Annotated in this window: 12 protein-coding genes and 1 tRNA gene; 7 read left to right on the top strand and 6 right to left on the bottom strand. The window is 36.6% G+C overall.

Annotated features, from left to right (window positions below; translation table 11 throughout):
- Positions 1-201 precede the first annotated feature (201 nt).
- A complete protein-coding gene (locus VJ786_RS09365; RefSeq protein ID WP_134776527.1) occupies positions 202-1155 on the bottom strand; it encodes an acetyl-CoA carboxylase carboxyltransferase subunit alpha in 954 nt (317 codons plus the stop codon).
- A gap of 191 nt (positions 1156-1346) precedes the next feature.
- On the opposite strand from VJ786_RS09365, the gene VJ786_RS09370 reads away from it, so the two are divergent.
- Entirely contained in the window at positions 1347-2222 is an 876-nt protein-coding gene (locus VJ786_RS09370; protein ID WP_209023102.1) for a mechanosensitive ion channel family protein, read from the top strand.
- 49 nt (positions 2223-2271) lie between these two features.
- Here the strand turns inward: VJ786_RS09370 and coaA are convergent, their stop codons facing one another.
- The 4 genes from coaA to VJ786_RS09390 all read right to left on the bottom strand — a co-directional run bounded on the left by coaA (position 2272) and on the right by VJ786_RS09390 (position 5312).
- On the bottom strand, positions 2272-3207 hold the full coding sequence (gene coaA / locus VJ786_RS09375; RefSeq protein ID WP_134776526.1) for a type I pantothenate kinase: 936 nt from the start codon (positions 3205-3207) through the stop codon (positions 2272-2274).
- 57 nt (positions 3208-3264) lie between these two features.
- Entirely contained in the window at positions 3265-3759 is a 495-nt protein-coding gene (locus tag VJ786_RS09380; RefSeq protein ID WP_099367530.1) for an OsmC family protein, read from the bottom strand.
- A gap of 76 nt (positions 3760-3835) precedes the next feature.
- On the bottom strand, positions 3836-4204 hold the full coding sequence (locus VJ786_RS09385) for a methylglyoxal synthase (RefSeq protein ID WP_099367531.1): 369 nt from the start codon (positions 4202-4204) through the stop codon (positions 3836-3838).
- Between the two features lie 43 nt (positions 4205-4247).
- On the bottom strand, positions 4248-5312 hold the full coding sequence (locus tag VJ786_RS09390) for a patatin-like phospholipase family protein (RefSeq protein ID WP_134776525.1): 1065 nt from the start codon (positions 5310-5312) through the stop codon (positions 4248-4250).
- A 104-nt stretch (positions 5313-5416) separates the two neighbouring features.
- Between VJ786_RS09390 and VJ786_RS09395 the strand changes: the two genes are divergently transcribed.
- The 3 genes from VJ786_RS09395 (at position 5417) to VJ786_RS09405 (ending at position 6585) form a co-directional block, all read left to right on the top strand.
- A tRNA-Ser gene (locus tag VJ786_RS09395) sits at positions 5417-5504 on the top strand.
- 122 nt (positions 5505-5626) lie between these two features.
- Positions 5627-6130, top strand: a complete 504-nt coding sequence (locus tag VJ786_RS09400; RefSeq protein ID WP_134776524.1) for a helix-turn-helix transcriptional regulator — start codon at positions 5627-5629, stop codon at positions 6128-6130.
- A gap of 2 nt (positions 6131-6132) precedes the next feature.
- Positions 6133-6585, top strand: a complete 453-nt coding sequence (locus VJ786_RS09405) for a nucleotidyl transferase AbiEii/AbiGii toxin family protein (RefSeq protein WP_245153282.1) — start codon at positions 6133-6135, stop codon at positions 6583-6585.
- A gap of 191 nt (positions 6586-6776) precedes the next feature.
- On the opposite strand, the gene VJ786_RS09410 is transcribed toward VJ786_RS09405, so the two are convergent.
- Complete coding sequence (locus VJ786_RS09410; RefSeq protein ID WP_167554202.1) at positions 6777-6938, bottom strand: hypothetical protein; 162 nt, start codon at positions 6936-6938, stop codon at positions 6777-6779.
- A 154-nt stretch (positions 6939-7092) separates the two neighbouring features.
- On the opposite strand from VJ786_RS09410, the gene VJ786_RS09415 reads away from it, so the two are divergent.
- From VJ786_RS09415 to VJ786_RS09425, 3 genes are read left to right on the top strand one after another with little or no spacing between them, the layout of a single operon-like run.
- Positions 7093-10350 carry a DEAD/DEAH box helicase gene (locus VJ786_RS09415; RefSeq protein ID WP_134776522.1) on the top strand — a complete coding sequence of 1086 codons (3258 nt, stop codon included), beginning with the start codon at positions 7093-7095 and terminating at the stop codon, positions 10348-10350.
- Positions 10351-10356: 6 nt separating this feature from the next.
- On the top strand, positions 10357-12465 hold the full coding sequence (locus tag VJ786_RS09420) for an RNA-dependent RNA polymerase family protein (protein WP_134776521.1): 2109 nt from the start codon (positions 10357-10359) through the stop codon (positions 12463-12465).
- Positions 12465-13688 (top strand): carbon-nitrogen hydrolase family protein, encoded by a 1224-nt coding sequence (locus VJ786_RS09425; protein WP_134776520.1) that lies wholly within the window; start codon positions 12465-12467, stop codon positions 13686-13688. Before VJ786_RS09420 ends, VJ786_RS09425 begins: the two co-directional genes overlap by 1 nt.
- Position 13689 lies beyond the last annotated feature (1 nt).

Genomic DNA, 13689 nt, shown 5'->3' on the forward strand with positions numbered 1-13689 from the left:
GGTACGACGAAGCAATCTTCCCGCTTGTCATGCTGAGCGAAGTCGAAGCATCTACATTTGGTACACGAACAGATCCTTCGACGCTGCTCAGGATGACATAGTCCAAAGATTGCTTCGTTTCCTCGCAATGACGAAAGAATTCCTCGCAATGACGACAGAGTTCCACTCAATGACGGTATAAAGCCTCGCAATGACGATTATTTATTCATTCACCACACCCATATTGCTGAATTTATCAATTCTTTCCTGCACTAGGGTATCTGTATCTTTTGCTTTTAAAATCGCTAAATCTTTCAAGATCCTGTCCTTCACATTCAACGCTGTAGTCTCAGGATCCTGATGAGCTCCGCCCAATGGCTCTGGAATAATCCCATCGATCAATCCATTGCCCAACATATCTTCTGCAGTAAGTTTTAAAGCTTCAGCTGCTCTTTCTTTATGGTCCCAACTTCTCCAAAGGATAGAAGAACATGATTCTGGAGAAATCACCGAATACCAGGTATTCTGCAACATATACACCTTATCACCAATACCAATTCCCAAAGCACCACCTGAAGCACCTTCACCGATCACGATACAGATAATAGGCACTTTCAATACCGACATCTCCAATAAATTTCTTGCAATCGCCTCACCCTGTCCGCGTTCTTCCGCTTCCAAACCAGGATAAGCACCCATCGTATCGATCAAGGTAATAACAGGCTTATTGAATTTCTCCGCCATCTTCATCAAGCGAAGTGCTTTACGGTATCCTTCCGGATTTGCCATCCCGAAATTACGGAACTGACGTTCTTTGGTATTTTTACCTTTCTGATGGCCAATGATCATCACCGACTCATCACCAATAGACGCAAAACCACCAACAATGGCTTTATCATCTTTTACCGTGCGGTCTCCATGAAGTTCTACGAAATCATTACAGATCAGGTCAATATAATCGAAGGTTTGTGGTCTGTCTGCGTGTCTGGACATCTGCACTTTCTGCCATCCAGTCATATTGCTATATACGTCAACCTTTGTTTGTTCTAATTTTTCTTCCAACTCACGAACAGTTGCACCCATATCCACCTTGGTCTTTTCTTCAACCTGCTTTACTTTTTCGATCTGGGTTTGCAAATCTGCAATTGGCTTCTCAAAATCAAATGTTGTTTCCATATTTTCGTGTTTGCTGCTATAAAAAGCGACTGCTAAGTTACTTGTTTTTTAAGAATTATAAAACGTTATTTAAGTGAATCCATAACCTAAATGAATTGTTTTTTAATTTAATGGTTGATTATTAAGGATATAACGGTATATTCCATGAACTTGTTTTGCTCCGAAACCAAAAAAACAATATCTTCAAAACCATGAACGCAAGCTTGGAAGAAAATAAACAAAGGATACCCTGGTCTTTTCTGTTAAAAGTCTTTTTATTGGGTCTGGTGACCATATATTATTTCTATTTCCAGTCGGAACTGAAATTGGATAAACGATTGGTCCAATTTATCGATGGGCTATCAGCATTCTTAATCGTCAGCGTTATTTTATCCATCTTAAGGTTTCTGATCATATTCCTATATAATACCCGGCATTCCCATCGGCCTGTTCGTGGGAACTTCGTGTTGGGAATTAACCGCTTAACCGCCATATTGAATGTGGTATTTGGAATCATCTGTTTGATGTTGGCCTTTGGAATCGATCCTGGGAAATTCATCACCAGCATGACCATTGTGGCGATGGCGATAGCTGTGATCTTCAGGGATTACATCACCAATATGATTTCAGGTTTGATCGTGATGTTTTCAGAACAGCTCTCCGTAGGGGATAGAATTAGAGTGGGAGAGCATAAGGGCCGTATTATTGATATTACCTTTGCCAACCTGGTATTACAGGACGAAGAGGATGATATTGTGATGGTTCCGAACAATATGGTGTTCACCTCGACATTCATGAACCTTTCCGCACACCAATCCAGTCTGTTTTCCGTTAGGTTTGAGCTGCCCTTATCCGTATCCATCCATATCAAAGAATTGGAAGAAGCATTGAAAATGAGCTTGATCACCCACCCAAACCTAAAGATTAAGAATGGCACGATTGAACTAAAAGTTACGGAAATCGGTAAGGATTATGTGAAGTATAAGATTGATCTGTATGCCATCAGCAATAGCAACCGCATGCATCGACAGTTGGAAAATGAAATCCTGAAAGAGGTCCTCAAATTTGAGTCTATTTACATTTCCTGATAAAAAGCCGAAAAGGACAAAGAATCAAAGCTGATAAGTAAAAAGCTAATTAGATCTTTCTGACCTTGATCCTCTTCACAAAATGGTGTGATCCTTTTTTAAGGATCAGATCAGCACGATAACGCGTTGGAAGTATATTCTGATGTAGATTCGGGCGATTGATCTCATTCCAGATGTTATTCGCCATGGCAATGCTTTCCTCCGTACTCAGGTTTGCATATTTATGGAAATAAGAGGCTTCATTCTGGAATGCTGTTGCTCTCAGGGATTCAAAACGGTCGATATACCAATCCACAATGTTCTTCTCATCCGCATCCACATAGATGGAATAATCAAAGAAATCCGATACGAAGACACCATTTCTACGAGAGTTGACCTGAAGAACATTGATCCCTTCCACGATCAACACATCTGGTTGGGAAATCACCAGTTTTTCATTAGGCAGAACATCATACGCCAAATGGGAGTATAAGGGTACAGAAACCGAAGATTTTCCTGACTTGATATCCGCCAGGAACTGAATGATCTTCTTACTATCATAGCTTTCCGGAAATCCTTTTCTGTTTAGGATATCCCGTTTGATAAGTTCCTTGTTCGGGTAGAGGAAACCATCTGTTGTCACAAGTTCCACCTTTGGCCGATGCGGCAATAGGGCCAAAACCTTTTTCAACACCCTTGCTGTGGTGGATTTACCCACCGCAACAGATCCTGCAATCCCAATGATGAAAGGCAATTTTTGATGGTTCCTTTTAAAGAAGTCATTGCTTATCGCATGGAGCTCCTGGAATTTATTGATATGCAATTCCAATAAGTGGGCCAAGGGAATATACACCTCTTCGATCTCCTGCATGGTCAAGGGTTCGTTCAAGGCATGCAATTGGCTGAGGTCTTCCTCGCGGATCGCATGACTTAATTGACCGTTCAATCTTTTCCATTCCTCACGTGTAAAATTACGGAAGGGACTCGTAAAGGTGTGCTCACTCATGGTATGCATGATTAATAATTAATCTAGGCCGCAAATATACAATCCTCTTTTATTTTCTTAACTATTTGTATCAATTAGATTACTTTCTACAACAATTGGATTCTGCAGCATTTTCTGAACCGGACATTTTTCGCCGATCATGTAGATCCTGCGTTTTTGTTCCTCATCCAGATCGCCATCTATAAAGATATTGCAGCGAATAAAGGTGGTTTGCTGTTGTTCACTCTTCTGAACCTCACTGCTGATCTTGATATCGATACGGTTTACTTTCCATTTCTTTCTGTTGGCATACATACGCATGGTGATGGCTTTACAAGCTCCTACGGACGATAGCAACAATTGGGATGGGGCCATCCCTTTGTTCTGTCCGCCGAGCTCCAAAGGCTCATCTGCAATCAAAGAAAGGTCACCATATTGGATGTTGGTGGTGTAATTTTCTTCGCCAATACTCACCAAAACCTCGTTTAAACCAATGGTATCTTCTGTTTTGTTCGCTTCTGCTTTATTCTTATCAAGAGTAGTTTCGTCCTTATTCACTTTATCGTTTTCCATTTATAATATGTAATCTTTCTATGTTTAATCTGTTGTTGAAATTGATAACCATTAATGCATGAAAATGCATCTGGATTTATTCCAGTAATCCTTTAATGATCAGGGTTCCTGTTGCCAGATTGGTTGCTAAAGGCACATTCCAAAGGTCACAAATGCGCATCAACATCTGAATATCGGGTTCGTGTGCATGTTTTCCCAGGGGATCCCTAAAAAAAATGATGCCATCGATTTTTCCTTCTGCGGCCATTGCTGCAATTTGGGCATCGCCACCTTTCGGACCGCTTAATTTAAGTTCTACCTCCAAACCCGTTTGTTGGATGTAGGAGCCGGTAGTTCCGGTGGCTACCAGGTGGGCTTTTGAAAGTTCTTCCTGATGGTCTTTTACAAAACCGACCATTTCTGCTTTTTTGCCGTCATGGGCTATTAATGCAATTGTTTTTGCCATGGAATAATGTTCTTTTTGGAATTTTATTAAGATAGTAAAATTATTAAAATTTATCCTTAAGGTATTGCCAAACGGTTAATTCTTTTTTCTCTTTCCCTTTTTCTTTTTCGCGGATAAGGTCGATCACTAAGGCATCCAATAAGTATTCGTTGTCACTGATCATCTTATCGGCCAATGAAACGATCTTCTGGATATTTCCTTTTGATGCCGCATCCAAGGAAGGTTCGATAGAGGAGAGGTTGGATGGCTCCAAGCGGATATAGTTGGAACTCTGCTGTACAGATCGGAACAGTTGATGTAGGAAATAATCGTTGCTTTCCGAAGAACTGGAAGTCATGATATCCACCAAAGCCGGCCCGATGGATATGGCCTTTTTCTTTTTGAAATCCTCGTAGTTATAGGCATTCTTGGCAATCCCTGTTCCGAGGGAGAGGATATGTACATCGTCTATCTTGAAGGTCTTAAAGGTTTTGAGCACTTCCAGAAGAGCTGAAATGGCTGGGCTATGTGCAAATACGCCACCATCCACCAAGGGATATCGCGTGCCTGCCAATGAATAAATTTCTGCCACCGAAAAATAGGTTGGTGCTGCGGAAGTAGCACGACAAACATCCTTCAATAAGAAATTACGAGATTCGCCATGAGAAATCGCCTTCTGTTGCCGGAAGATATGGTTTTTCCGCAATTCGATGTTGTAGGCGGTGATGATACAGGGTTTTATGAGCTGACTGAGCTTCATATCTCCGAAATAGCTTTCCAATACTTTTTCGAGCACATGCTCATCGTATAGTTCCGTTAGCAGTCCAAATTGGTTCAAGAATCTGCGCCAACTGCTGGTGGTAAATATTTCTGTGCCATGTTCCAGGTAAATGTCCAGTGCCTCTTGAGCAGAGAACCGTGGTTTTGTAGGATCATTGGGATGGGGGCAGAGGAGAATACTGACCAAGATTCCACCGGTGCTGGTGCCTGCAAAGAAATCAAAATATTCAGAAAGGTGGGCATCTGGGTTATTGCTTTGTTTCTTAAGCTTTTGCTCTAGGGAAACCAATACCATGCCGGGGATGATTCCCCGAATTCCACCGCCGTCGATTGATAGGATTCGCTTCATATTCGCTCAGCCCTAATTTAGGGAAAGCAAAACGAAAAACGAATTATTTTGGATTAATATGTTTTTAATGGGATAAATTTATATATTTGCGCCACGATTGACACGGAGAGGTGTCAGAGTGGTCGAATGAGCAGACCTGGAAAGTCTGTATACGGGATGACTGTATCGAGGGTTCGAATCCCTCCCTCTCCGCTGAAGAAACAAAGCCCGACGATAGTTGGGCTTTGTTTATTTATAGCCTTTCCATCAAAGCAATAATCTTCCAATGTTTTTTTTGTCAATTTTATGTAAGCAAAAATGTTTATATTTCTATTATGAATAGGCAATTTGAGAAGTACAAAGGGATTCATCCAGGGATTGTACTTGATAGAGAATTAAAAAAACGTTCTTTCAAACAACGTCCTTTTGCTTTGTCTTTCGAGGAACATCCCCAAACATTTAACGCTATTACTAAAGGTAAAAGAGGAATTAGCACTGCATTAGCAATGAAGATTGAAAGAGAACTTGGATTGGATGAAGGTACTTTAGTGATATTGCAGGCCTATTATGATATCCAAAAAATCAAAGAAAAAGAAATCAAATGTACTCCTAATCTACATATTCTTAGTAAAGGATTGTTTTGGGATACAGATATTCAACAGATTGATTGGGAACGACAGTACAGAGCTGTTATTCAACGCGTTTTTGAGCGTGGAAACGAAAATGGCAAAAGGGAGATTATTCGCTTTTATGGTACTGAAAAAGTAAACCAAGCTTTACAGGAGTCCAATATCAGAGATCCGTATACTATATACAGATTCAATAAAACTACAGAATAATCATGATGTACTATACCATTGTCAATGATCTTTTAAAAAATACATTGATTACTCTAATGGAATCCTCTGTGTTTGAAACCTTTCGTTTGGTAGGCGGTACAGCATTAAGTCTTCAATTAGGACATCGTTTGTCTGTAGATATAGATTTGTTTAGTGACTGCCCATATGGTTCTATTAATTTTAAAAATATTGATGAATTTATAGAGAAAACATTTCCCAACCACCATCATTTTTCAAATCTTGATCCAGCTATGGGTAAATCTTATAGTGTGGGTACAGATAAGGACAATGTGGTAAAATTAGATGTGTTTTATACGGATACTTTTATACAACCTCCTTTGATTGCGGATGAAATCAGAATGGCTACTACCGAAGAAATCATTGCTATGAAAATAGATGTAGTACAACGTATATGTCGCAAGAAAGATTTCTGGGATTTGCATGAATTACTATAGAAATGCAACCTTTTTACTATGCTTTCTCTGCATCTAGAACGTTGTCCTTACACACACGATCAAGAACTAATACTGAATAACCTCATCAATTTTAAGCTTTCGGATGATGATTTCGACCCAATATGTTTAAGAGGGAAATATTGGGAATTTATAAAGGAGGATATTGTTGATAAGGTAAAAGCATATAAACCCTAATCCATATATTCCGAAAAACATTCCCTAATGATTATTTCAACAAGATTATATAAAAACTCCATAATCAGTTCAGCATCTTCTGGATTGACATTTACCCCTACTTCTTTTAGCATTTCCATTGCTTCATCAAGAGGAATTTTCTCTATTTCCTTTTCCATAATAATTAGATTTTGAATTTGTATCAAATTACGGTTCTCCGTAATTGAGAGAGCTTTTATTTGGTTATATTTGTGTGAATTGCAATTTGTTACTTAGTAAATTGTGATTCAATCACCATTAATAATAACCTTGAGAACGAATTTGATGTAACATATGAAAATAACTTTACCCTCTCTTGAGTCAACTCTTTATCAAAAAACTGGAAGCAAAAATATTATAAGACAACTATTAGCCTCAAAGCGATCAATACCTCTTAATATATTGCAGGAAAATCGCTTTTACTTAGTGGTAGAAAACAATGGAAATAAAATCTGTCTCACTACCAAAGAAGAATATATTCCCGAAGAAATTGAATATGCTCTTTTTACTAATGTGCTTCCTAGAAAACAACGGTTTGAAGAAAGTAAAATAGTTATTAAGGGATGGGCGAAACACCCTCTTCTAAAAGAGTACTCATCTAATGAGATTGCACAGTCGTGGAAAAATGATTTTCTATATAAGGAAGAAGATAAAAACGAGCCAGGGTTAAGACAACCTCAGATCGCTGCATTGCATATGATAATGGGACATCTGAAACTTCCGTTAGATGCAGCAACAGTAGTAATGCCTACAGGTACCGGTAAGACAGAAACTATGTTGGCTACGCTGGTAGCTAACAGGTGTGAAAAGCTTTTGGTTACGGTGCCTTCTGATTCTTTACGAAACCAGATAGCCGGAAAGTTTTTCAATTTAGGTTTATTAAAACAATTCGGTGTTGTAGGCGAAAAGTCTCTATATCCAATTGTTGGAGTTATTAAGAATAAATTTGAAAGTACTGAAGAGGTTACTGAATTTTTAGAGAGATGCAATGTAGTAGTAAGTACAATGAGTTGGCTTACCAATCAAAATAATGAGACTCAAGAACTTTTCTCCAAAACATTCAGCCATATATTTATTGATGAAGCTCATCATGTGAAAGCGTCTTCGTGGAATGAGTTCCGGAATAAATTCGATAAAGAAAAGGTTATTCAATTTACAGCGACACCATTTAGAAATGATGGAAAGAGACTCGATGGAAAAATTATTTCCAACTTCCCTTTAAAGAAAGCACAGGAACAAGGTTATTATAAAAAGATAGAGTTTATTTCTATCCGTGAATATGAGAAAGAAAAAGCGGATCAAGAAATTGCAAAGGTGGCTGTTGAACGTTTACGTTCAGATTTAGCTAATCCAAACCCTCACAATCACATTCTTATGGCTCGTTGTGCTACTAAAGAGCGGGCAAAGGAAATTTTTAAATTATACAAAGTTCATAAAGATCTCAATCCGGTTGTAATTTATTCGGGAGTGCCTAATTTTAAGGAAACTTATGATAAGATACTTCAAAAGCAAACGAGAATAATTGTTTGTGTTGATATGCTTGGTGAAGGTTTCGATTTGCCGGAATTGAAAATAGCAGCATTTCATGATATTAGAAAAAGTCTTCCCATTACATTACAGTTAGCAGGTCGTTTTACAAGAACTAAATATGATGAAGAACTTGGTGATGCCTCTTTCGTTGCCAATATAGCTGATCTCGATGTGAGAGCAGAATTAGCAGATTTGTATGCTACGGATGCAGATTGGAATGAAATTCTTTCAGATGCAAGTTCGGGACAAGTGAACGAACAGGTAGAATTTAAGGATTTCATGAGTGGTTTTAAGAAACTAGATAATGCCAACATTCCTTTTCAAAATATCAGACCTAAGCTAAGCACAGTTGTTTATAAGAATAAGACTAATGCCTGGAATCCGGGTGATTTTCAGAAAGGAATTTCCGGATATGATAATCTTGAATTTAAATTTCATGATGTCAATCGTGAGCATAATATGCTTGTGATAGTCATAGGTAAAAGGCTTGATGTAGAATGGGTACATGATAAACGGGAAATTTATGATATACAATGGGACATAATTATAGTTTATTGGGAAACCAAAAATAATCTTCTGTTCATAAACAGCTCCGACAATGGAAGCCTTTACACCGAATTGGCTCAAGCAATAATAGGCGATAATGCTGAGCTTGTTAAAGGAATAGATGTTTTTAAGACTTTCTATAATATCAAAAGAGTAAAGCTGCAAAACGTTGGATTAAGACAGTTTTTAGGCAAAAATATCCGTTTTAGGATGATGGTGGGAAGTGATGTTGGAGAAGCGTTGAGCCTAGCCGAAAAACAAAGAGGAGAAAAAGCCTTTGTTATGGGTACAGGTTTTGAAGTTGGTAAGCCAGTTAATATAGGAGCTTCATACAAAGGAAGAGTATGGACAAAACTTCAGGGAGATTTAAAACAGTTTAAAAATTGGTGTATAGCATTAGGAGATAAATTAGTGGATGAAAATATTGACCCTAATCAAATTCTTAGGGAAACACTTATTCCAACCCTCAGAACAGACCTTCCAAAAGTATTTCCTGTATGGATAGATTGGGATACGGATATTTACCTCGATGTCGAAACTAAATATAACTTCATTATAGACGGAATAAAATACGACCTCTCCAATATAGAATTATGTTTGGTAAACCCATCTATAGGAGGTGAATTGTTATTTTCACTTAAATCAGAAACACAAGAAGCTGTTTTCAAGCTGGAACTATTTGAGAAGAAAGACGGTGATGAGTCGTTTGCGGATTTTAAAATAACTCAACAATCAAAAGAACCTGTAGAAGTTCAGTTTGGTCGTATTAAAGTCAGTGGTACAGAATTCTTTGAAAAATTCATCCCCACTGTTTGGTATGCGGACGGTTCTGCACTTACAGGAAATGAATACTATGAACTCAAACAACAGATAGGCATCTATCCTAAAGATCAACTTATAACTTGGAATTGGGATGGTGTGAATCTAAGAAACGAAGCGCAAGGTGTACAGCCTAAAAAGATTGATTCTATTCAGTACAAAGTTATTGAACAATTAAAGCAAGAAGATTTTGATATCATCTACGATGATGATTATTCCGGTGAAATTGCCGATGTTATTGTCATTAAAGCACATAGTGAGAAAATTGAAATTAAGTTGTATCACTTAAAGTTTGCTTTGGATGGTATAGTCAGTAATCAGATCAAGAATTTTTATGAGGTCTGCGGACAAGCTCAAAAATCCGTACATTGGAAACATAAATCTGGTAAGGAATTTATCAACCACCTCCTTAGACGGGAAACTAAATCAAAGAAAGGTCTATCCTGTTCCCGACTTGAAAAAGGCAATAGAAATGATTTAGTAAAATTATTGGGAATATTAAAAAACGAAATTCCTGTAGAATATGAAATTCTGATTGTCCAGCCAGGGCTCTCAAAGGCAAAGGCGTCTGATGATATTTTAACATTATTAGGTGTTACTGCTACCTACATAAAGGAGTTTGCAGATATTAATCTTAAAATAATAACGAGTAAATAAGAGAACATGGAATACACTTACGAAGAGGTGTTAGAAGCATACATCAAGTTAAAAACATACATCTACTATGATTCAACTAATTTATTTATGCGGAAGCAATTGGCAATTTTTGAAACCAATCTTGCCGATAGTGAAGACTTGTTTGTAGTCATAGGAGAGTATAATGGCTTTGCAAAAGAATACGATGTTGAAATTGAGGATAATGAAGATATGGCTTTGTATGAAAAGAAGCTAAGAATATTTACAGTGGCACTGAATACCTTTCATGAGAATCCCAAATTCTTTGAACGTTTTTTAGGTCGAATAAAAACAAAGTTTCTTCCAAAAAAAATTATCGGCACTAGATCAGCATCTCAAATTATTACAAATAAACGCACTAACAGTGAGTATAATATTGAAAGGTCAACAGTATTCATAGATGCGCCAATAGAAATTCACCTAATCTCTGTTTTGTGGATATTAAAGAAAGGAGTAACGCTTGATAGGACATTATTTGATAATTGTTTTGGTAACAGATTAATTCTTAATAAAGAAGAGGACAAGGTAGTTCAGGGATCCGGATTATTTAAACCCTATCCAAAACAATATCAAAAATGGAGAGATGAATCAGTAAAGGTTGCACGTGAACATTTAGATAGTAATAAAGATGTGTTGATTCTCAACTTGGACATAAAGGATTTTTTCTATTCTGTAAGATTAGAACCAAAGACTATACAATCACCATATGCTAATGGTAGAAGAAAGAATATGTTTCAATCAATAAGCAATCTCTATCTTGTGTTTGAGGAAACACATAAAATTTTCACTCAAAAACTATCGAAGCATAATACACCTTATGATTTTGTTCATGAAGTATCCAACGAACGAAAAGAATTAACCCACTATATATTACCGATAGGGCTTCTATCTTCTTTCATCCTTGCTAATCATTACCTGAAAGATTTTGATAGCAGAGTATTGAAACATGCAAGACCTCTGTATTATGGCAGATATGTAGATGATATACTAATGGTAATAGCAAATCCGATTTTACCAGAAAAATATGAAGACGATTCAATCCCAAAACTAAATTTCAACTTTGAGCAATATCGAGATTGGGTAAATAATGAAAAGCCGAGATACGATAATAAAGAGCAACTATTGTTTGGAGAAGACGAAGTTCTTACAACAACTGATTTTAAAAACAATCTATCCGATATAGAGCAATTTGTTTTATTGAATTTCCACCCTATTATTTCGGTGATTGATAAGCCCGCAATATTGGGCATAGATAACTCTAAAAAAGAAACGGAAAAGGTGTTCAAGCTAAATAGTTTCCCCAGGTTATATTGTCAAAGTGACAAAACATTACTTTACTATTTTGATAAGGATGAATCGTCTTTGGTAATAGACAAGCTGAAACGAGATCTTGAAGAAAAGTCAAGCGAATTTAGAAACTATAATGATGAAGAGAATATGGAAGATTTTGAAGAAAGTGCATATCACTTACTATATGATGGTACTGAAGGTAAAGTCCGAACGCTTAAAGACTATAAAGAAGATAAATTTGGCTTATCTGTTTTTCTCTCAAAAAGAATATTTAATTCACTTCGCAGAGCCGACAAAATTTCAGAAGATGAAGCAAGCAAAATAGTCAAATTCTTTCAAGGTGAAAATACGCTTAATCTTTATACATTATGGGAACGGGTTTTTGTGTTTCTGCTAGTAAATAAGAGACCTGAAGCTTATGTTCAATTTTATTTAAATTGTTGTGAAGCAATTAAGAGAATACACTGCAAAGGTAGTCTATTGACTATCTCAAATGACAACTATCAAGCCAATGTATTAGAACATCTGGACAATGCTAATGAATTGGCATTATCACTTCACCCCCAATTTTTATCAGAAGTTCAAAGAGTGAAAAGGACATATCAGTTCTCTTTCAATGCCTTAAAGAATGATTTGTCTTTTTACCAAGCCAAATATAGTCCGATAGATGAAGAGTCTTATTTCATTACAAGATACAGACAATCCAATCTAATAAGACATCACTACGTATCACAGCCGCTTTTGTCCTATACAACTGTCAGAAAAAGAGACTATCAAAATTATACTAACCTAAAAATCCCTTTCTGATGTACAGAATAAATGATAATAAAATAAAACACTCTCCGAGAGCATTAAAGTTTTGGGAATGCTGTCTTGCCGTATTCTACGAGAATTTAAGTTCCTTTAAAAATGGACAGACAACAACGGAACAAGAAACAGTTGTAAACATAAATGAGTTAATTGAAGATAAAGACCACTCGTCCATTTATTTAGATAAAGCTTATGATTATTATCTACGAGCCAATAAATATCATTGGTCAAGTTATGAAGTAGAAGATAAAGAAGAATACAAAAAGAAACTGTTTCAAAGAAAAGTACGACCATTCAAAGGGAAAAACAAATCATCGTTTGTCCTAAAACAACAAATTAGTGTTAATGATAGTGAGTGTATTAGTTCGCCCACAATAGCTATTGCAAATACTAAAGTTTCTGAATCTAATATGGTTCAAGGGTTAAGAAATATTCCAAATCTTGAGGGAAAAAGATTTGATACTTTGTATAAAATTTTCGAGCAAACTAAAGAAGAAAAGGCAGATATTCTTTTATTCCCTGAGTGTTTTGTTCCCATAGAATTACTGGATCGTATTACTTGGTATGCTGCCAATGAACAGAAACTGGTGATAACAGGTTTGGAGCATGTAACGATAGACAATGTTTCTTTTAATTTCATTGTAACTATTCTTCCATTTGTAAAGGATGGCATTAAAGATGCAGTGGTTGTATACCGATTGAAAAATCATTATACTCATGGTGAAAAGTTAATGATTCATACCAATCATTTTAAAGTTCCTAAACCGACTCAATACATATATGATCTTTTTATCTGGAAAGGTATTTACTTTAGTCCATATTATTGTTTTGAACTGGCGGATGTAAAGCATAGGAGTCTTTTTAAGGGAAAAGTTGATTTGCTGATTGCTTCTGAATACAATCGAGATACCAATTATTTCTCCAACATTGTAGAATCTATCTCAAGAGATCTTCATGTCTATTTTGCTCAAGTAAATACCAGCCAATTTGGCGATTCTAGGATTACACAGCCTTCTAGAACTGAAATCAAAGATATTTTGAAACTAAAGGGAGGAGAAAATGATACCATCTTGGTCGGGAAAATTGATTTGGGAAAACTAAGGGAATTCCAACGCCAATTATATATCAGTACTAAAGATGACAAATCTTTTAAGCCTCTTCCTCCCGATTTTAAACTACAAGATGTACTTAAAAGAATAAATAATAATTCTGTTTTGTAAA

This window comes from Sphingobacterium tenebrionis, assembly GCF_037126265.1.
GTDB lineage: Bacteria > Bacteroidota > Bacteroidia > Sphingobacteriales > Sphingobacteriaceae > Sphingobacterium > Sphingobacterium tenebrionis.